A 20,011-nucleotide genomic window follows, 5' to 3' on the forward strand; every position below is an offset into this window, starting at 1 on the left:
CTCAGGCCTCGGTCGACTCGGCGGCGGCGTCAGCCTCGTCCGCCTTCTTGTCGGCCTTCTTCTTCTGCGTGATGGCCTCGCCCTTGCCCTCGCCGATGCCCTCGAGGGCCTTGGCGAACTCGTCGAAGGAGCGACGCTTGTCTTCCTTCGTGGCCGGCTGCAGCAGCGGCGCGGGGGCCGGGAGGCCCTTGTGCGCCTGCCAGTCACCGGTGAGCTTCAGGATGGCGAGAACGGCCTCGGTCGGCTGGGCGCCGACGGAGAGCCAGTACTGGGCGCGCTCGCCGTTGACCTCGATGCGCGAGGGGTTGTAGGTCGGCTGGTAGATGCCGATCTCCTCGATCGCGCGGCCGTCCCGACGGGTGCGGGCGTCGGCGACGACGATGCGGTAGTGGGGAGAGCGGATCTTACCGAGGCGCTTGAGCTTGATCTTGACTGCCACTGGAGTGGTGTCTCCTGAACTTGACGTGGTTGGGCACATGAGATGCCACGTGGGGTTGCGGTACTCGGGTGCCCGATGGACGCGTCAGCCGGAGGAGAGAGGGGTCCTATGCGACTGTCGAGTACAGCTAGCCATTGTGCCATACGCCTGCGGCGCGCTCGGCCGACGGGGAGGATCACTCCGGTCGGACGAGCCCGCACGTCACGCCCGGCGTCGTGCGCCGGGCGCCCGCAGCGTCAGGAGGCCGCCGCGATGGCGACTTCGGGGATGCGGAAGGGCTTCATGCAGCCCCCGCACACGATCGGCGCCTGGGCGAGCACGGAGGGGACGACCCGTACGTTGCGCCCGCAGTCGCAGACCGCCTTGACCCGCACGCCGCCGCCCGAGGAGCCGTGCCGGGCGGCCGGCCCGCGGAAGCTGCGCTTGGTGTCGGCGGCGGTGGCGGCCGTGTGTGCCTTCAGCGCCCGCTGGAGGCGCTCCATGGTGGGACGGTAGCGCCGCTTCGCCTCGGGATTGAGGGTGACCAGCGAGAAGCCGCTGCTGGCGTGCGGCTCGTCGGAGTGGTCCAGCCCCATCTCCTCGGCGATCGCGAGGAATCTGCGGTTGTGGTAGCGGCCTGCGCGCGAGGTGTCCCGGACACCGCGGGCGGCCGCGATGCCGTGGACTGCCTCGTGCAGCAGTCGCTCGAAGGAGAGCTCGGCGCCGCAGGCGGACGAGGATTCTCCGATCAGGGACTCGGGCGCGGCAAGGTCGGGCAGCTCGGGGTGGTACCGCTGAATGTCGGCCCACGCCTGCGCCAGCTCTGCGGCGAGAACAGGTGGTGTCGTGCTCACGTCGTGACAACGAGCCGGGGTGCCCGGGTGTTCCGATTCCGGGCCATTCCAAATTTTTTGCACGTACCAGTCAGTTCAGCCTCATGCGTCCCGACGAGGACGGGTGCGCCGAACTCCGGAGGAGTCGGTACGTAACGTCGACCAAAAAGCACCGGCCCCGGCGCGCGGCACCAGCCGCACGCCGGGGCCCGGAAGCCTTCGGCGACGAGATCAGTAGGAGCGCGCCACGATCGCGAGGGTACCGGGAGCGTCGTCGGCGTCCGGAACGGAACCGTCCTCCGCCACCAGGCAGCGCACGGAGACGGCCTGCTCGGCCAGCTTCGCCTCGCCCTCCGGACCGAGGTCGGCCCACGGGATCCGCGCCCAGCCGCCGGCGACGGCGGCCTCGGCGGCCTCCTCGATGGTCGCGACGTCGGACGTACGGGACTCGCGGCGCTCGCGGGACTCGCGCAGCAGCTGCGCCTGGTCCTCGTCCAGCACCTTCGGCAGCAGGTCGACGAGCGCGTCGATCTGGACCGGGGTCTTCCCGCCCGGGATCCGGCGGGCGAGCATCGCGGTGCCGGCCTCCAGGTCGCGGGGGCCGATCTCGATGCGGACCGGTACGCCCTTGAGCTCCCAGTCCACGGCGCGGCGGCCGAAGGGGGTGTCGACGCGGTCGTCGACCTGCACGCGGATGCCGGCGGCCTTCAGCCGGTCGCCCAGCTCGCGGACCTTGGCGACGGCCTCGTCGCCCTTGATCGCCATGACGACGACCTGGACGTGCGCGAGGCGCGGCGGGACGCGCAGGCCGTTGTCATCGCCGTGGGACATGATCAGGCCGCCGACCATGCGGGTCGAGACGCCCCACGAGGTCTGCCAGACGAGCTCCTGCTTGCCTTCCTTCGACAGGTACTGGGTGTTGAAGGCCTTGGCGAAGTTGGTGCCGAGCTCGTGGCTGGTGCCCATCTGCAGGGCCTTGCCGTCGCCCATCATGCCCTCGAGGGTGAGGGTGTTGATGGCGCCGGCGAAACGCTCCTTGGCGGTCTTGCGGCCGAGCACGACGTCGATGCCGAGCACGTTCGTCATGAAGTCGCCGTAGACGTCGCGGTGGATGCGGGCGGCGTACTCGCGGGCGTCCTCGTAGGTGGCGTGGGCGGTGTGGCCCTCCTGCCAGAGGAACTCGCTCGTGCGGAGGAAGACGCGGGGGCGCATCTCCCAGCGGACCACGTTGGCCCACTGGTTGATCAGCAGCGGCAGGTCGCGGTAGCTCTGGACCCACTTGGAGAAGTAGTCGTTGATGATCGTCTCGGACGTGGGGCGGACGACGACCGGCTCCTCCAGCTCCTTGCCGCCGCCGTGCGTGACGACCGCGAGCTCGGGGGCGAAGCCCTCGACGTGCTCGGCTTCCTTCGTCAGGTACGACTGCGGGATGAAGAGGGGGAAGTACGCGTTCTGGGCGCCCTGGTCCTTGATGCGGGCGTCCATCTCCTGCTGCATCCGCTCCCACAGGCCGTAGCCGTACGGTCGGATGACCATGGTGCCGCGGACCGGACCGTTGTCGGCCAGCTCGGCCTTGTTGATCAGATCCTGGTACCAGCGGGGGAAATCCTCCGCCTGCGGGGTGAGAACGGGTGCCTTTGCCATGCCGCGAATCGTACGGCGCCCGGCACGGGATGCGTGAATCGGGTGCCGCGCTCCTCTGGACGCGGGGGCGAATGGGGAGTTCTCTGGCAACGGGGGCTGGGGGGCGAGACGGAATCAGGAGCGCTCTTTCGATGACACCGACGCCGACCGCGACGCTCGTCGCCCGGGACTGGGCGGAGATCCAGGAACGGATGCTGGTACCGCTGTACGAGGCGGTCTACGACCGGCTGGAGGTCGGGCCGGGCGACCGGCTGCTGGACCTCGACTGCGGGGCCGGCCTGGCCCTGCTGCTGGCGGCCGCGAGGGGAGCCGCGGCCACGGGCGTGGAGGCGGATCCGGCCCGGCGGGCGCTGGCCCGCGAACGGCTGCTGGAGGTACTGGCGGCGCCGCCGCCGGCCTCCTCCGCCGCCCGCCCCTACGACGCCCTGCTGGCCTTCTCCCCCGCTCCGGCGGCCCTGGCCTCCGCCCTGCCGGCCGTCAGACGCGGCGGCGCCGTGGTGCTGGCCGACTGGGGTCCCGCCGAGCGCTGCACGGTGCCCTCGGTGCTGGGCGGCGGCCCCGTGCCCCGGGACCTGGACGCGGTCGTGGAGCGGGCCGGGCTGCGGCCGGACGGGTCGGGGCGGGTGTTCTGCCCCTTCGGCTACGCGGACGTGGACAGCGCGGTGCGCGGGCTGCTGTCGACCGGGCTCTACGACGGCGCGTCGGACGCCGCGCTCGCCGAGAAGGAGCTCGCCGAGGCGCTTCACCCGTTCGAGCGAGCCGACGGCGCCGTGTGGCTGCCGAACATCTTCCGGTACGTGATCGCCCGGGTGGCGTAACGGCCGGGTGTCAGTCGGTTCCGTGGTCCTTCACCGACCGGTGGATGCCCGCGGCGGCGTAGGCGGCCGGTTCGTCGAGGGTCTCGTTGGCGAGGAGGGCCTGGGCCAGGGCGTCCAGTTTCGGCCGGTGCTCGCGCAGCAGGCGGCAGGCCTCGACGTAGCACTCGTCCACGATCCGGCGCATCTCGTGGTCCACCGCGTCGAGCGTGGCGGGCGCGGCGGACAGGCCGTAGGGGCTCTGCCCGTCGCCGGGGATCGCGGTCAGGCGGCCGATGCGCTCGCTCATGCCCCAGCGGCCGACCATGCCGCGGACGATGGTGGTGACCTGTTCCAGGTCGTTCTCCGCGCCCGTGGTGATGACCTCGTAGACGATCTGCTCGGCCGCCATGCCGCCGAGCGCGCCGATGATGCGGCCGCGCAGGTACGGCTCGGTGTACGCGTAGCGGTCCGCGTCCGGGGTCGAGAGGGTGACGCCGAGGGCGCGTCCGCGGGGCACGATCGTGATCTTGCGGACGGGGTCCGCTCCCGGCTGGAGCATGCCCAGCAGGGCGTGGCCGCTCTCGTGGTAGGCGGTGCGCCGCCGCTCCTCCTCCGGCATGACCAGGGGCCGCTCGGCGCCCAGTTGCACCTTCTCCAGGGCGTCCGACAGGTCGGCCTGGGTGACCTGCGTCTGCTGCCGTTTGACGGCGAGCAGCGCGGCCTCGTTGGCGAGGTTGGCGAGCTCGGCCCCGGTCATGCCGGGGGTGGTACGGGCGACCTGGCGCAGGTCGACGTCCCCGGCGAGCGGGATGTCGCGGGTGTGGATGCGCAGGATGGCCTCGCGTCCGGCCCGGTCGGGCGGGGGGACGACCACCATCCGGTCGAAGCGGCCGGGGCGGGTCAGCGCCGGGTCCAGCACGTCGGCGCGGTTGGTGGCGGCGAGCACGACCACGCCCTCCGAGCCGGAGAAGCCGTCCATCTCGGTGAGGATCTGGTTCAGGGTCTGTTCGCGTTCGTCGTGTCCGCCCAGTCCGGCGCCGCCGCCGCGGGCCCGGCCGATGGTGTCGATCTCGTCGATGAAGATGATCGCGGGAGCCACCTTGCGCGCCTCGGCGAACAGTTCCCGCACCCGGGAGGCTCCGACCCCGACGATCATCTCGATGAACTCGGAGGCGGAGGCGGAGAAGAAGGGCACCCCGGCCTCGCCCGCGACCGCGCGCGCGAGCAGGGTCTTGCCGGTGCCGGGCGGGCCGGACAGCAGGACCCCGCCGGGCATGCGGGCGCCCATCCTGCGGTACTGCTGAGGGTTCTTGAGGAAGTCGACGACGTCGCCCAGTTCTCCCTCGACCTCGTCGATGCCGGCGACGTCCTCGAAGGTGGTGCGCGCGGCGCCCGTCTGCAGTTCCACCGGCCGGGGCGGCGCCTTGCGTCCCAGCGCTCCCATGCCGGCGCCGGCCGCGCCGCCCATCCGGCGGGCGATGACGACCCACAGCAGGACCAGCAGGATCATCGGGGCGAGGGAGAGCAGCAGGTTGGCGAGGAAGCTGCGCTGCACGACGACCGGGGAGGCGGTCACGGTGACGTTCTGCCGGGTGAGCTCGGCCCACAGCGCGTCGTCGGCGAAGGCCGGGCGCTGCGTGACGAACTTGGTGTAGTCCCCCTTGTCACCGTCGGGCAGCGGCTGCCCGGCCTTGAGCTCGCCCTGGATCGCGTCGCCCTTGGAGTAGATCTTCGAGACGTTGCCGTTCGCGACCTGCTTGCTGAACTCCGTGTACGAGATCGTCGGCTCGTCGCCCTCGTTGAAGAAGGACAGCACGAGGTTGGCGATCAGGAAGACGATCAGGGCGGCGAGGACCAGGCCCCGCCAGCCGCCCGGCATCCGCTTCCTGGGGGACGGGGCGGCCGGTGCGCCTTCCGAGCGCCAGGGCGTGTCGGCCCGGTCCCGGGGAGGTACGGGGGTGGGGCTGGGCACGGGGCGCCTCCTTCTGCCGTCCATCCTCCCGGCCGACGATAAGGGACGAATCGCCCTCCTGCCCGGGTGGAGACGGCAAGGGCCCCGACCGTACGAGCTGCTGCTCGCACCCTGGTCGGGGCCCTCGTCGCGGATGTCCGCGGCCTGCCGCGCCTCTTACTTCATGAACTTCTTGAACTCGTCCGGAAGGTCGAAGTCCTGGCCGTCCTGGCCGCCGGCGGGCAGGCCGAACGGGTTGGACGCGGCCGCCGGGTCGATCGCCTGCGGGCCCTGCTCGCGGCGGGCCGCGGCGGCGGCCTCCTCTTCCTTGCGCTTCATCGGGTTGCCGCTCTTGCGCTTGCCCTTGGCCTGCTTGACCTGCTTCTTCTGCCGGCCGGGGCCGCCGCCCATCCCGGGGATGCCCGGCATACCGGGCATGCCGCCGCCCTGGGCCATGCGCGACATCATCTTGCGGGCATCGAAGAACCGCTCGACCAGCGACTTCACGGCGCTGACCTCGGTGCCGGAGCCCTTGGCGATACGGGCGCGGCGCGAGCCGTTGATGATCGTCGGGTCCTGGCGCTCGGCCGGGGTCATCGACTTGATGATCGCCGCGGTGCGGTCGACGTCGCGCTCGTCGATGTTGTTGATCTGGTCCTTGATCTGCCCCATGCCGGGGAGCATGCCGAGCAGCTTGGAGATGGAGCCCATCTTGCGGACCTGCTCCATCTGGGCCAGGAAGTCGTCGAGCGTGAACTCCTTGGGGCCCTTGGCGAGCTTGGCCGCCATCTTCTCGGCCTCGGCCTGCGAGAAGGTCTTCTCGGCCTGCTCGATGAGGGTGAGCATGTCACCCATGTCGAGGATCCGGCCCGCCATGCGGTCGGGGTGGAACGCGTCGAACTCGTCGAGCTTCTCGCCGTTCGAGGCGAACATGATCTGCTTGCCGGTGACGTGCGCGATGGAGAGCGCGGCACCGCCGCGGGCGTCGCCGTCGAGCTTGGAGAGCACGACGCCGTCGAAGCCGACGCCGTCGCGGAAGGCCTCGGCGGTGTTGACCGCGTCCTGGCCGATCATGGCGTCGACGACGAAGAGGATCTCGTCGGGGCTGACGGCGTCGCGGATGTCCGCGGCCTGCTGCATCAGCTCGGCGTCGATGCCGAGGCGGCCGGCGGTGTCGACGATGACGATGTCGAACTGCTTGGTGCGCGCGTACTCGACGGAGTCCTTCGCGACCTGGACCGGGTCGCCGACGCCGTTGCCCGGCTGGGGGCCGTAGAAGGCCACGCCCGCGCGGTCGGCGACGACGGAGAGCTGGTTGACGGCGTTCGGGCGCTGGAGGTCGCACGCGACGAGGAGCGGGGTGTGGCCCTGCCCCTTCAGCCAGAGGCCGAGCTTTCCGGCGAGGGTGGTCTTACCGGCGCCCTGGAGGCCGGCGAGCATGATCACGGTGGGGGCGGTCTTGGCGAAGCGCAGCCGCCGGGTCTCGCCGCCCAGGATGGTGATGAGCTCGTCGTTGACGATCTTCAGGACCTGCTGGCCCGGGTTCAGGGCCTTGCTGACCTCTTCGCCGCGCGCGCGTTCCTTGACGTTCGCGATGAAGGAGCGGACGACCGGGAGGGCGACGTCGGCCTCGAGGAGGGCGATACGGATTTCCCGGGCCGCTGCGTCGATGTCAGCCTCGGACAGCCGGCCTTTGCCGCGCAGGCCCTTGAAGGTATTCGCCAAGCGGTCGGAGAGCGTATCGAACACGGTGGTCGCGATTCCTCGGGTCGGGGGCGTTGTGGTCGTCCCCCAGGGTATCCGCCCGCGCCGTCCGTCCGGCCCGGCGGGCGGGTTTCCCTCGTACGGCGGGGGTCCGGGAGGTCTCCGGACCCCCGCCGGGTCATGTCAGGGCGGTCGTCACCGAGGCCGCCAGGGCGGTCGCCGCCGCGGGGTCCAGGGGCTTGCCCTCGGGCGTGGTCACGTACAGCGTGTCCACCGCGTTGGCTCCCAGCGTGGAGACGTGGGCGCTGCGCACCCTGACGCCCGCCGTCTCCAGGGCCCGCCCGATCCGGTGCAGCAGGCCCACGGCGTCGGGCGCCCGCACCTCCAGCACCGTGGCCAGCGGGGAGACGTCCGGGACCACCGTGACCCGGGGCGGCGGCGGGACGACCCCGCGCCGGCGCGGGTAGGCCGCCTCGCGGTCGGCCAGCTTCGCCGGGACGTCCAGCGAGCCGTCCAGGGCGCGCACGAGGTCGGTGCGCAGCCGGGCGGCCTCGGGCAGCGCCCCGTACTCGGCCGCGACCCGCCACCGCAGCACCAGGACCTCGCCGAGGCGGTCCGGGAGTTCCACGGAGCGCAGGTCCGCGGCCCGTACGGTGAGCCGGTGCAGGGCCAGTACCCCGGCCGCGGCGGGGAGGACCCCCGGCTGGTCGGGCACCGCCACCACGAGTTCCACACCGACCGCGTCCGCCTCCTGGCGGGCGTGCAGCGCCAGCACCGGCTCGCGGGTGCGCAGGGCCTCCACGGCCAGGCGTTCCTGCTCGGCGCTCGGGATCTCCGGTTCCCGCTCCGCGGGGGCCGCGCCCCGCAGCACGGCGGCGACGCGCGCGACGAGGTCGGCCACGAGCGAGCCGCGCCAGGCGCTCCACGCGGCCGGCCCGGTGGCCAGGGCGTCCGCCTCGGTCAGGGCGTGCAGTATCTCCAGCGTGCCCACCGACCCGACGGCCTCGGCGACCGTGCGCAGGGTGGCCGGGTCGTCCAGGTCGCGCCGGGTCGCGGTGTCGATCAGCAGCAGGTGGTGCCGTACGAGTGCGCCCAGCACGGCGGTGTCCCGGGCGTCGAAGCCCACCCGTGCGGCGACGTCCCGGGCGATGGTCTCGCCGGCCACGGAGTGGTCGCCGGGCCAGCCCTTGCCGATGTCGTGCAGGAGCGCGGCCATCAGCAGCAGGTCGGGGCGGCCCACCCGGCGGGTGAGGGCGGCGGCCCGCACGGCCGTCTCGATCAGGTGCCGGTCCACCGTCCAGGTGTGGACGGGGTTGCGCTGCGGGCGGCAGCGCACCCGTTCCCAGTCGGGGAGCAGCCGGGTGATCAGCCCTTCCGCCTCCATGGCCTCCCAGACGGCCACGGTGGGCTCCCCGGCCCCCAGGAGCGTGAGGAGCTGCTCCCGGGCCTCGGCGGGCCAGGGCACCGGCAGCGCCTTGGCCTGCTGCGCGAGCCGGCGTACGGCGTGCGGCGACACGGGGAGCCCCGCCTGCGCGGCGGCCGCAGCCAGCCGCAGGGGCAGTACGGCGTCGCGGTCCGGGCGGGCGGCCAGGGCCAGGACGGCCTCGCCGTCGGACTCGACGACGCCTTCGGCCAGGGGGGCCCGGGCGGCGGCGGGGGCGCCGCGGCCGCCGAGCAGTCCGCGCAGCCGGGGCCGGGCGGCGCGGGCCCGCAGGACCCGCCCGACCTCCCGCCAGGTCACGTCGCCGGCGTACGCGACCACGCGCGCGGCCTCGTAGACCTCGCGCAGCAGGGCGTCGGCGTCGAGCAGTCCGAGTCGGGCGGCGACCTGGTCCTGTTCCTGGAGCGAGAGCCGGTCGGTGGCCCGGCCGGTGACCAGGTGGAGGGCGTCGCGCGCGTCCAGGAGGCGGCGGCGGGCCTCGGCGAGGCCCTCGCGCGGGGCGTCGGCGAGCCAGGAGGCGGCGACCGCCCGCAGTGCGGTGGCGTCCCGCAGGCCCCCGCGGGCCTCCTTGAGGTCGGGTTCCAGCAGGAAGCGGAGTTCACCGGCCCGCTCGCTCCGCTCGCGGCACAGGGAGTGCAGCTCCGGGAGGCGTTTCGTGGCCTGGTTGCGCCAGTCGGCCAGTACGGAGGTCCGCAGGCCGGCGAGGAGCCCGGCGTCGCCCGCGACCGTCCGGGCGTCCAGCAGGCCCAGGTGCACCTTCAGGTCCTCGGCGGCCGTCCTGCGGGCCTCGCCGGGGGTGCGCACCGAGTGGTCGAGGGCCACGCCGAGGTCCCACACCGGGTACCAGAGGCGGTCGGCCAGGGCGCCGAGGGCCCGGGGCTCGGCCTTGCCGTCGTGCAGCAGCAGGAGGTCGAGGTCGCTGCGGGGGGAGAGTTCGGCCCTGCCGTAGCCGCCGACGGCCACGAGGGTGGCGCCGCGGACGCCCGTCTCGCGGGCCGCGGTGGTGAACAGGGCGCTGAGCCATGCGTCGGTCAGCCCGGCCAGGGCGGAACGCCGCGCGGGCCCGGACTGCGACTCCTCCTGGAGGAGTCGCAGCCGGGCCGCGGCGTACCCGCCGGGTCCCGGGTCGGCCGTGTGGTCGGTGGTGTCTTCGACGCTCGTCACCCGGGAGCTCCCGTTCCTACAGCGCGTCCGCGCCGCGCTCGCCGGTGCGGACCCGGACGACCGAGTCCACGGGGACGCTCCACACCTTGCCGTCACCGATCTTGCCGGTGGACGCCGCGCTGACCACGACCCGGATGAGCTCTTCGGCGTCGGAGTCGTCGACCAGCACCTCGATGCGGATCTTGGGGACGAGGTCGACCTGGTACTCGGCGCCCCGGTAGACCTCGGTGTGGCCGCGCTGGCGACCGTAGCCGCTGGCCTCGCTGACCGTGAGGCCCTGCACTCCGAAGGCCTGGAGTGCTTCCTTGATCTCGTCCAGCTTGTGCGGCTTGACGATCGCGGTGATCAGCTTCATGCGTCAACCTTCTTGCTCGCGGCGGAGGGGGCGGGGGCGGCGGTGCTCCGCGCGGCGGCTCCGCCACCGGCTCCGCTGAAGTCGTATGCGGTCTCGGCGTGTTCGATCTGGTCGATGCCGGCGACCTCGTCGTCCTCGGAGACCCGCATCCCGATCGTCTTGTCGAGGAGGAGGGCGAGCACCGCGGATGCCACCAGAGAGTAGGCGAGGACGGAGAAGACTCCGACGGCCTGCTTGCCGAGCTGCTCCAGGCCGCCGCCGTAGAAGAGGCCGGCGACGTCGGACTGGACCCCGCCGGTGGCGAAGAGGCCGACGAGCAGGGAGCCGGCGACACCGCCGACGAGGTGGACGCCGACGACGTCGAGGGAGTCGTCGTAGCCGAACTTGTACTTGAGGCCCACCGCCATGGCGCACAGCACGCCGGCGATGGCGCCGACGGCGATCGCGCCGAGCGGGCTGACGGCACCGCCCGCGGGGGTGATGGCGACGAGGCCGGCGACCGCGCCGGAGGCGGCGCCGAGGGTGGTGAAGGAGCCGTGGCGCAGCTTCTCGTAGGCGAGCCAGGCCAGCATGGCGGCGGCGGTGGCGACCTGGGTGTTGACGAACATGACCGCGCCGACGCCGTCGTCGTTGCCGAGCCAGGAGCCCGCGTTGAAGCCGAACCAGCCGAACCACAGGAGACCGGCGCCCAGCATCACGAGGGGGAGGCTGTGCGGGCGCATCGGGTCCTTCTTGAAGCCGACGCGCTTGCCGATGACGAGGATCACGCCGAGGGCCGCGGCGCCCGCGTTGATGTGGACGGCGGTGCCGCCGGCGAAGTCGATGACGCCCATCTCGAAGAGCCAGCCGCCCGCGCCCCACACCCAGTGGGCGACGGGGAAGTAGACGACGGTGACCCAGAGCGCGGTGAACAGGACCCAGGCGCCGAACTTCACGCGGTCGGCGAGGGCGCCGCTGATCAGGGCCGGGGTGATGACGGCGAACATCAGCTGGAAGACGGCGAAGACGTAGACCGGGATGGTGTAGCCGTCCCAGAGCTCGGTGATCCCGATGCCGCTCAGGCCCACGTAGTCGGAGTTCCAGCCGATGAGGGAGCCGGAGTCGGTGCCGAAGGCGAGGCTGAAGCCGTAGAGGACCCAGAGGATCGTGACGATCCCGAGGCTGATGAAGCTCATCATCAGCATGTTGAGGCTGCTCTTGACGCGGACCATGCCTCCGTAGAAGAAGGCGAGTCCCGGGGTCATCAGCATGACCAGGGCGGAGCAGATGAGCATGAACCCGGTGTTCGCGGCAGACAGCGTCGGGGCGTCTGCTGCGAGGGTCGTGATGGCTGATGCCATCGGCGTCTCCTCGTCGTCGGTACGTTCGCGTGCGGGCGATCGTGAGAACCTGAGCGGCGGCAGAAGGAACTGGCCGGTTATTGGCCATGAGATTCGCGCAGGCCGGTTTCCGGCGGCGCCGCTCGGTGTTTCGCTCCGATGACGAAGAGGTCGGGCGTGTTACGCGTCCATGAACTGGTCCGGGGTGCAACCGGCCGCGGCAGTGACCCGGACGTCCTGGCTGGGGGAGCCTGATCGGGCTTCACGGGGTGACTGCCGCGGCCGGAGTCTGGGGGCCGGCCGCAGGGGCCGTCAGACGGCCTCCGCGGCTTCGGGGAGCCGCGAGGCGAGGTGGTCGGTGAGCCGGACCACCTCGGCGACGTCGCCGTATTCACGGGCGGCGCTGTCGACGGTCTTGCGCAGGCGGGTGTTCACCCGTTCGGAGCGCACCTTTCCCGCCACGTCGAGGGCGCGGTCGACGAGGGCCGCGGCCTGCTCGGGCTCGCGCTGGAGCAGGTGGACGGTGGCCATGCCGATGAGGTTGAGGGCGTACGAGCGCTGGTGCTCCTGGTCCTTCTCGAAGAGCTCGACGGCCCGTTCCATGACGGGTTCGGCGAGGGAGGCGTACATGGGGCTGCGCCCGGCGACATAGGCCAGGTCCCGGTACGAGTGGGAGTTCTCGCCGTTCAGCTCGGCCTCGGAGAAGAAGCGGATCCAGTCGGGTTCGGGCTCGCCCGCGAAGCCGACGTCGCCGAAGGTGTCCTCGGCCATCCGCACGGCCCGCTTGCAGCGGCTGGGCTGGCCCATGTTGGCGTAGGCGCGGGCCTCCATCGCATACAGCATGGCCTGGGTGCGCGGGCCGGCGCAGTCGCGGCTGCCGTACTGCGCGAGGTGGATGAGTTCGAGGGCGTCCTCGGGCCGGCCCAGGTGGATCATCTGCCGGCTCATCCCGGAGAGGATGTACGAGCCGAGCGGCTTGTCCCCGGCCTCCTTCGCGGCGTGCAGCGCGAGGACGAAGTACTTCTGCGCGGTGGGGTGCAGGCCGATGTCGTAGCTCATCCAGCCGGCCAGCTCGGCCAGTTCCGCGGCGACCTTGAAGAGCCGCTTCATGACCGGGGCGGGGTGGTTCTCCTGGAGCAGGTCGGTGACCTCGTGGAGCTGGCCCACGACGGCCTTGCGGCGCAGGCCGCCGCCGCACTGGGCGTCCCACTGGCGGAACATGACGGTGGTGGCGTCGAGGAGGTCGAGCTCCGGCTCGGAGAGCCGGGGCGGGCGGTGGCCGCCGAGGGCCCCCGTCGGCCCCGCCCCGCGCGGTCCCGGGTCGGCGGCCGGGGCAGGGACGAGCCAGCGCTGCATGGGCTCGATGAGGGCCGGGCCGGCGGAGAGCGCGAGGGAGGTCCCGAGGAAGCCGCGGCGGGCCAGCATCAGGTCGCTGCGGGAGAACTCGCCGAGCAGCTCGACGGTCTGCGGGCCGGCCCAGGGCAGGTCGACCCCGGAGACGGAGGGGGTCTGGTGGGCGGTGCGCAGACCGAGCTGTTCGATGGCGACGACGGAGCCGAAGCGCTCGGAGAACAGCTCGGACAGGATGCGCGGAACGGGTTCGCGGGGCTGTTCGCCGTCCAGCCAGCGGCGCACCCGGGAGGTGTCCGTGCTGATGTGGTGCGCGCCCATCTGCCGGGCCCTGCGGTTGACCTGCCGGGCGAGCTCGCCCTTGGACCAGCCGCTGCGGACGAACCACGACGTCAGCTGGTCGTTGCGCGCAGCAGCATCGTCCATCGTTCCGCTTGCGCCATTGCCGCTCACTGGAACGCCCCCATCCGCTCAGCCTCTTCCTTACGAAACCCTGGCCGGGAAGCCGAGCGTCTCCACGGACCTTCACAGGTCCTCCACTCATTGCCTCCGGCATACCCACGCGCGGGGCCCGTCCCGGGGTTCGTGTACCGAAAGTAATCCTACGATCACCCCTGCGGCGAGGTCGTTTCCAGAAACGCCACCATTCGCCACCCCTTCGAATGAACTCGCCACCGGCCAGGCGCGATTCACTTGACACGAAGGTGAAACGGACCGGTTGGACTGGAGTGCGTCCGGGGCGCGCGCGGCGAGGAGTGCGCCGGGCGGACGACGCGGCCACTCCCCCGGCGGCCACGCGGCGGGCATCCGCGCGGCCCCGGCGGCGGGCTCCGCCGGCGCCCTCACCACAGGCGTCGTAACCACCGGCGCGTCCGACCCGTTGGAGGGGGCATGGGCATGGGCTTCACGATCGGCAGCAGCCGCGGCACCAAGGAGTTCCGTTCCGGTACCCGGCGCCGCGGCCGGACCTCGGAGTGCACGACGGTGGCGGAGTACACCGGGCTGTGGGGCTGGGACGTGGTTCCCGGGGCGCGCGCCGCGGCACCCTCCCGCGACTGCTCCTGCGGGGACGGCCGGTGCGCCTCCCCCGGGGCGCATCCTCTGGCCTTCGCGCCCACGGTCCCGGCCGGCGCCACCCTGGACGAGGTCACCGACGCCTGGGGCGACTACCCCGGCGCGGCGGTGATGCTCCCGGTGGGCCGCGCCTTCGACGTCATCGAGGTCTCCGAGGAGGCCGGCCGGCGCGCGCTGGTGCGTCTGGAGCGGATGGGCCTGCCGCTCGGCCCGGTCATCGTCACCGCGGACGGCCGGGCGCAGTTCTTCGTGGCCCCCGGCGCGGCGGCGGAGCTGCCGCAGCTGCTGTACCGGATGGGCTGGGACGACGCGGACCTGGACCTGCGCGCCCTGGGGCCGGGGGCCTTCGTCACCGCCCCGCCCTCCGACCGGGCCGGGCTCGGCCAGGTCTGCTGGCTGCGCCCGCCCGCGCTCGACTCGGCCGGGGGTCCGCCGCAGGCGCGGCTGCTGCTGGGGACCCTGGCGTACATCTGTCACCGGTTCCGCCGCTGAGCGGTCCCGTACGCGCCGGTGCCCCCGCGTTCCTCACGGAAGGCGGGGGCACCGGTGTGTGCGCGGGAGCCGTGCTCAGTCGCCGATCAGGGCGTCCACGAACGCCTCCGGCTCGAAGGGCGCCAGGTCGTCGGCGCCCTCGCCGAGACCGACGAGCTTGACCGGGACGCCCAGCTCGCGCTGGACGGCGACGACGATGCCGCCCTTGGCCGTGCCGTCGAGCTTGGTCAGCACGATGCCGGTGATGTCCACGACCTCGGCGAAGACGCGCGCCTGGGTCAGGCCGTTCTGGCCGGTGGTGGCGTCCAGGACCAGCAGGATCTCGTCGAGCGGGCCGTGCTTCTCGACGACGCGCTTGACCTTGCCGAGCTCGTCCATGAGGCCGGTCTTGGTGTGCAGCCGGCCGGCGGTGTCGATGAGCACGACGTCGGCGCCCTCGGCGATGCCCTCCTTGACCGCGTCGTAGGCGATCGACGCCGGGTCGCCGCCCTCGGGGCCGCGCACGGTACGGGCGCCGACGCGGTCGCCCCAGGTCTGCAGCTGGTCGGCGGCGGCGGCGCGGAAGGTGTCGGCCGCGCCGAGCACCACGCTGCGGCCGTCGGCGACGAGCACCCGGGCCAGCTTGCCGGTGGTGGTGGTCTTGCCGGTGCCGTTGACGCCGACGACCATGATCACGCCGGGGGTGTCCTCGCCGCTCTCCGTCTTCACGGCGCGGTCGAAGTCGGTGCCGACCAGGGTCAGCAGCTCTTCCTTGAGCAGGGCGCGCAGGTCCGCCGGGGTGCGGGTGCCGAGGACCTTGACCCGCGAGCGGAGCCGCTCGACGAGCTCCTGGGTGGGCACGACGCCGACGTCGGCGACGAGGAGGGTCTCCTCGATCTCCTCCCACGTGTCCTCGTCGAGGTGCTCGCGCGAGAGCAGCGTGAGCAGCCCCTTGCCGAGGGAGTTCTGCGACCGGGCGAGGCGGGCGCGCAGCCGGACCAGGCGGCCGGCGGTGGGCTCGGGCACCTCGATCTCGGGCGCGGCCGGGGCCTCCGGCTCGGCTGCCGGCGCCTCGACGGGAGCCTCGGCCTCCGGGAGTCCGACCTCCTCGATCGTGCGGCGCGGCTCTTCCGCCGTCTCTACGGCGTCCTCCCCCACCTGCGGCTCGGCAGGCGGGGCAGTGATGGTCGGCGTGCTCGGCGGTGCCGGGGGCGGCAGCTGCTTCTTCTTGCGGCTGCTGACCACGAGCCCGCTGATCGCGCCGACCGCGACCAGGGCGATGACTACAGCAAGGATGAGGATGTCCATAACCCCACCAGTATCGGCCACGGCCACCTCGGAGCCGGGAACCCGGGCGCTCGGACCAGGACGTACGCCGCGGTTTGTGGTTTTAGCGGCAAATCCCTGATGATGGGCGACTTCCCCTCACACCTCCCAGGGAGCATCCGCATGCCTGCCGAGCCCGCCGACGGCGGAACCGAAACCGCGATAGAGACCCGCGGCCTGGAGCCGGTCCCGGACGCCGAGCGCGGCGGGCGGGTCCGCGAGCTGGTCCCCACCTGGGTCGCCGCCAACATCAGCGTGCTGCTGCTGACCATGGGCGCGGGCCTGGTCATCTTCAACAAGCTGAACATCTGGCAGGTGCTCGTCGTCGCCGTGGCCGCGCCGGTGGTGTCGTACGGGATCGTCGGCCTGATCTCGATCGCGGGCAAGCGCGGCGGGGCTCCCGGCATGGCCCTGTCGCGGGCCGTCTTCGGGCAGCGCGGCAACCTCTTCCCCGGCGCCCTGATCTGGGTGGCCCGCTGGGGCTGGGAGACCATCAACGCGGTCAGCGGCGCCTACGCCGTGCTGACCGTGCTCGACCTGCTCTTCGGGATCAAGAGCAACACCACCCTCATCGTGGTCACCCTGCTGTTCTTCGTGGGCTGCACCTTCGTGGTCTCGGGCCTCGGCATCAGCGCCCTGCGGGTGTGCTCGACGTGGTCGACGTACCTCTTCGGCGCCTTCAGCGTGCTCGTCCTCGGCTACCTGCTCTTCACCACGGACTGGTCGGCCGTCTTCGGCAAGCCGGCCGGCTCCACCGCGATGATGGTCGCGGGCATCGGCACCATCGCGGCCGGCGGCATCAGCTGGGTGCCCTCGGGCCCGGACTTCACCCGCTACCTGCCGCGCACCGCCTCCTCCAGGGGCATGGTCGGCGCGACGATCGGCGGCGCCGGCATCGTCGTGCTCCCGATGGTCCTGATGGGCGCGGTCATGGCCGTCGGCACCCCGGACCTGGCCACCGCCCAGGACCCGGTGTCCTTCATCGGCGAGCTGCTGCCCACCTGGATCGCCGTCCCGTACCTGCTGATCGCACTCGTCGGCATGCTGCTGATCAACTCGATGTCCATGTACTCGGCCGGCTTCACCGCGCAGACCCTCGGCATCAAGGTCCCGCGCGCCTGGGCGGTCAGCGTCAACGCGGTCATCAGCCTGGTCTTCGGCTTCCTGCTGATGGTCGTCGCGACCAGCTTCTTCGGCTCGTTCATCTCCTTCCTGACGCTGCTGGCCGTGGCCTTCTCGGCGTGGATCGGCGTCTTCGGCGTGGACATGCTGCGCCGTACGGACTACGACGGGCCCGCGCTGCTGGACACCACGCGGACCAGCGCCTACTGGTACAAGGGCGGCTTCGCCTGGCAGGCCATGGCGGCCTGGGCGATCGCCCTCGCGGTGGGTCTGCTGTTCACCAAGGTGGACTGGTTCAGCGGCCCGCTGGCCACCACCTGGATCGGGCAGAACGGCCTCGGCTGGGTGGCCGGCATCGTGACCTCCGGCGTGCTGTACGCCGTACTGCCCCGCACGGCGCCCGCCGGTCCGGCTCCCGCGCCGGAGCGGGAGGCCGAGCCGGAGCCGGAGCGCGCCGGATCCCTGTCCAACTGACGCCACGTCAGCTAACGTCCCCCTTCGCCAGCCCACCCCATCCGGCGAAGGGGGACTTCTCCATGCCCATCACCGTGGCCCGGTTCAATCTCGTCGACCCGAACGGCACCCCCGAGTCCCTCTCCGCCCGCTACAAGGCGGCGCTGGAGATGGCCCGCTACGCGGACGACCGCGGGATCGACACCGTCCAGACCGAGGAGCACCACGGCACGGACAACAACTGGCTGCCCTCCCCCTTCGCCTTCGCGGGCGCGGTCTTCGGCGCGACCCGGCGGATCGCGGTCACGGTCTCGGCGATCATCGGCCCGCTGTACGACCCGCTGAAGGTCGCCGAGGACATCGCCGTCCTCGACCTGCTGAGCGGCGGCCGCCTGGTCACCGTCGCGGGCATCGGCTACCGGCCCGAGGAGTACGAGCAGCACGGCGTGGAGTGGGGCCGGCGCGGCCGGCTCCAGGACGAGCTGCTGGAGACCCTGCTGAAGGCGTGGACCGGTGAGCCGTTCGAGTTCCGTGGCCGCACGGTACGGGTCACCCCGACGCCCTTCACCCGGCCGCACCCGCTGCTGCTGGTGGGAGGCAGCTCACAGGCGGCCGCGCGGCGCGCCGCCCGGCTGGGGCTGCCCTTCTTCCCCAGCGCGCACCTGCCGGAGCTGGAGGCGTACTACACGGCGCGGCTGGCGGAGTACGGCACGGAGGGCTTCTGCATGATGCCGGCGGCCGAGACCCCGCTGCTGCACATCGCCGAGGACCCGGACCGGGTGTGGGCCGAGTACGGAGAGCACTTCCTGCACGAGGCGGGCATGTACGCGTCCTGGCAGTCCAAGGACATCCGCAGCGCCGTACGGTCGTCCGCGCGCTCGGTGGCGGAGCTGCGCGCGGAGGGCGTCTACCGGGTCCTGACCCCGGACGAGGCGGTGGCGTACGGGCGGGGCGCGGGCGAGGCGGGGAATCTGGTGCTGCACCCGCTGTGCGGCGGGATGCCGCTGGACGAGGGCTGGCGCAGCCTGCACCTGCTGTGCGAACAGGTACTGCCCCGGCTCAAGGGCTGAGCCGGGGCAGTACCGAGGAGAAGGGGTGGTGGCGGGGGTGGTTACCCCATCTCCTCCAGCGCCTTGCCCTTGGTCTCCGGCACCCACTTGAGGACGAACGGGATCGAGAGCAGTGCGAAGACGGTGTAGATCACGTACGCACCGGACAGGCTCCAGTCCGCGAGGGACGGGAACGAGACGGTGATGACCCAGTTGGCGATCCACTGGGCCGAGGCGGCGACGCCGAGGGCCGCGGCACGGATGCGGTTCGGGAACATCTCGCCGAGCAGCACCCAGACCACCACGCCCCAGGAGAGGGCGAAGAAGAGCACGAAGGAGTGCGCGGCGACCAGGGCCACCGTGGCCTGGGCGTCGGGCATGGTGATGTCGTCGCCGGTGCCGGTCGTGAAGGAGAAGGCCCAGGCGCACAGGCCGAGGGAGACGGCCATGCCCGCCGAGCCGATGAGGGCGAGCGGCTTGCGGCCGATCCGGTCGACGAAGATCATCGCGATCACGGTGCCGATGATGTTGATGATCGACGTGGTGAAGGAGTAGAGGAACGAGCTGCTCGGGTCGATGCCGACGGACTGCCACAGCGAGGAGCTGTAGTAGAAGATCACGTTGATGCCGACGAGCTGCTGGAAGACGGAGAGGCCGATGCCGATCCAGACGATGGGCAGGAAGCCGAAGCGGCCGCCGAGCAGGTCCTTGAAGGTGGACTTGGTCTCGGAGTGCATCGCGTGCTGGATCTCGCGGACCCGCCCGTCGAGGTCGACCTTGGAGCCCTCGACCTCGGCCAGCACCTTCTTGGCGTCGTCGGTGCGGCCGACGGAGACCAGGAAGCGCGGGGACTCGGGGATGACGAAGGACAGCAGGCCGTAGAGCACGGCCGGGACGACCATGACGCCCAGCATCCACTGCCAGGCCTCCAGGCCGCCGAGCTCGCCGCGCTGGTCGCCGTCGGCGAGGTTGAGGATGCCCCAGTTGACGAGCTGGGAGACGGCGATGCCGATGACGATGGCGGCCTGCTGGAAGGAGGCGAGCCGGCCGCGGTAGGCGGGCGGGGAGACCTCGGCGATGTAGGCGGGGCCGATGACCGAGGCCATGCCGATGCCGAAGCCGCCGATCACGCGCCACATGGCGAGGTCCCAGAGGGCGAACGGCAGGGCCGAGCCGATGGCGCTGGCGGTGAAGAGGACGGCCGCGATCTGCATGCAGCGGATTCGGCCGATCCGGTCGGCGAGGCGCCCCGCGGTGGCGGCGCCGATGGCGCAGCCGATCAGCGCGGCGGCGATCACCTGGGCGAGTGCCTCCGAGCCGACGTCGAAGCGTTCGCGGATCGCGACGACGGCGCCGTTGATGACGGAGCTGTCGTACCCGAAGAGGAAGCCGCCCATGGCAGCGGCCGCGGTGATGAAGATGACGTGGCCGAGGTGGTCGGGCTGGGGCGAGGATCCGCCGCCGGACGCCGGGGTCTGCGCAGTGCTGCTGGTCAAGGTGTGCTCCGTGGGGGTTTCGTCCGTCCTTACAGTGGCGCACA

15 protein-coding genes are annotated in these 20,011 nt (G+C 72.1%); 4 read left to right on the plus strand and 11 right to left on the minus strand.

Annotated elements, in window-relative coordinates; translation table 11 throughout:
• Position 1: 1 nt before the first annotated feature.
• The 3 genes from rpsP to proS form a co-directional block, all read right to left on the minus strand.
• A complete protein-coding gene (rpsP, locus tag AB0O53_RS31015) occupies positions 2 to 439 on the minus strand; it encodes a 30S ribosomal protein S16 (protein ID WP_031148712.1) in 438 nt (145 codons plus the stop codon).
• A gap of 236 nt (positions 440 to 675) precedes the next feature.
• Positions 676 to 1,272 (minus strand): hypothetical protein, encoded by a 597-nt coding sequence (locus AB0O53_RS31020; RefSeq protein WP_031148710.1) that lies wholly within the window; start codon positions 1,270 to 1,272, stop codon positions 676 to 678.
• 210 nt (positions 1,273 to 1,482) lie between these two features.
• Entirely contained in the window at positions 1,483 to 2,895 is a 1,413-nt protein-coding gene (gene proS, locus AB0O53_RS31025; RefSeq protein ID WP_359126673.1) for a proline--tRNA ligase, read from the minus strand.
• Positions 2,896 to 3,026: 131 nt separating this feature from the next.
• On the opposite strand from proS, the gene AB0O53_RS31030 reads away from it, so the two are divergent.
• A complete protein-coding gene (locus tag AB0O53_RS31030) occupies positions 3,027 to 3,713 on the plus strand; it encodes a methyltransferase type 11 (protein WP_350987724.1) in 687 nt (228 codons plus the stop codon).
• A 10-nt stretch (positions 3,714 to 3,723) separates the two neighbouring features.
• Here AB0O53_RS31030 and ftsH read toward each other — a convergent pair whose 3' ends face one another.
• The 6 genes from ftsH to nsdA all read right to left on the minus strand — a co-directional run bounded on the left by ftsH (position 3,724) and on the right by nsdA (position 13,429).
• Positions 3,724 to 5,688 (minus strand): ATP-dependent zinc metalloprotease FtsH, encoded by a 1,965-nt coding sequence (gene ftsH / locus AB0O53_RS31035; RefSeq protein WP_435886699.1) that lies wholly within the window; start codon positions 5,686 to 5,688, stop codon positions 3,724 to 3,726.
• Between the two features lie 132 nt (positions 5,689 to 5,820).
• Positions 5,821 to 7,392 carry a signal recognition particle protein gene (gene ffh / locus AB0O53_RS31040; RefSeq protein WP_350987726.1) on the minus strand — a complete coding sequence of 524 codons (1,572 nt, stop codon included), beginning with the start codon at positions 7,390 to 7,392 and terminating at the stop codon, positions 5,821 to 5,823.
• A gap of 133 nt (positions 7,393 to 7,525) precedes the next feature.
• On the minus strand, positions 7,526 to 9,952 hold the full coding sequence (locus tag AB0O53_RS31045; protein ID WP_350987727.1) for a [protein-PII] uridylyltransferase: 2,427 nt from the start codon (positions 9,950 to 9,952) through the stop codon (positions 7,526 to 7,528).
• A 16-nt stretch (positions 9,953 to 9,968) separates the two neighbouring features.
• Entirely contained in the window at positions 9,969 to 10,307 is a 339-nt protein-coding gene (locus AB0O53_RS31050; RefSeq protein ID WP_037928327.1) for a P-II family nitrogen regulator, read from the minus strand.
• Entirely contained in the window at positions 10,304 to 11,647 is a 1,344-nt protein-coding gene (locus AB0O53_RS31055; RefSeq protein ID WP_350987728.1) for an ammonium transporter, read from the minus strand. Before AB0O53_RS31055 ends, AB0O53_RS31050 begins: the two co-directional genes overlap by 4 nt.
• A gap of 291 nt (positions 11,648 to 11,938) precedes the next feature.
• Positions 11,939 to 13,429 carry a transcriptional repressor NsdA gene (gene nsdA / locus AB0O53_RS31060; RefSeq protein WP_491590504.1) on the minus strand — a complete coding sequence of 497 codons (1,491 nt, stop codon included), beginning with the start codon at positions 13,427 to 13,429 and terminating at the stop codon, positions 11,939 to 11,941.
• A gap of 444 nt (positions 13,430 to 13,873) precedes the next feature.
• Here nsdA and AB0O53_RS31065 point away from each other — a divergent pair, with 444 nt between their 5' ends.
• Entirely contained in the window at positions 13,874 to 14,542 is a 669-nt protein-coding gene (locus tag AB0O53_RS31065) for a bifunctional DNA primase/polymerase (RefSeq protein WP_350987730.1), read from the plus strand.
• Positions 14,543 to 14,617: 75 nt separating this feature from the next.
• On the opposite strand, the gene ftsY is transcribed toward AB0O53_RS31065, so the two are convergent.
• Positions 14,618 to 15,829 carry a signal recognition particle-docking protein FtsY gene (ftsY, locus tag AB0O53_RS31070; protein WP_031148691.1) on the minus strand — a complete coding sequence of 404 codons (1,212 nt, stop codon included), beginning with the start codon at positions 15,827 to 15,829 and terminating at the stop codon, positions 14,618 to 14,620.
• A 141-nt stretch (positions 15,830 to 15,970) separates the two neighbouring features.
• Here ftsY and AB0O53_RS31075 point away from each other — a divergent pair, with 141 nt between their 5' ends.
• Both AB0O53_RS31075 and AB0O53_RS31080 read left to right on the plus strand, forming a co-directional pair.
• Positions 15,971 to 17,443, plus strand: a complete 1,473-nt coding sequence (locus AB0O53_RS31075) for a cytosine permease (protein WP_350987731.1) — start codon at positions 15,971 to 15,973, stop codon at positions 17,441 to 17,443.
• 62 nt (positions 17,444 to 17,505) lie between these two features.
• Positions 17,506 to 18,492, plus strand: a complete 987-nt coding sequence (locus AB0O53_RS31080; RefSeq protein WP_350987732.1) for an LLM class flavin-dependent oxidoreductase — start codon at positions 17,506 to 17,508, stop codon at positions 18,490 to 18,492.
• Positions 18,493 to 18,533: 41 nt separating this feature from the next.
• Here AB0O53_RS31080 and AB0O53_RS31085 read toward each other — a convergent pair whose 3' ends face one another.
• Positions 18,534 to 19,967, minus strand: a complete 1,434-nt coding sequence (locus tag AB0O53_RS31085; protein ID WP_350987733.1) for a sugar porter family MFS transporter — start codon at positions 19,965 to 19,967, stop codon at positions 18,534 to 18,536.
• Positions 19,968 to 20,011 lie beyond the last annotated feature (44 nt).

The organism is Streptomyces erythrochromogenes, assembly GCF_040684695.1.
GTDB classification, from domain to species: Bacteria; Actinomycetota; Actinomycetes; order Streptomycetales; family Streptomycetaceae; genus Streptomyces; species Streptomyces erythrochromogenes_C.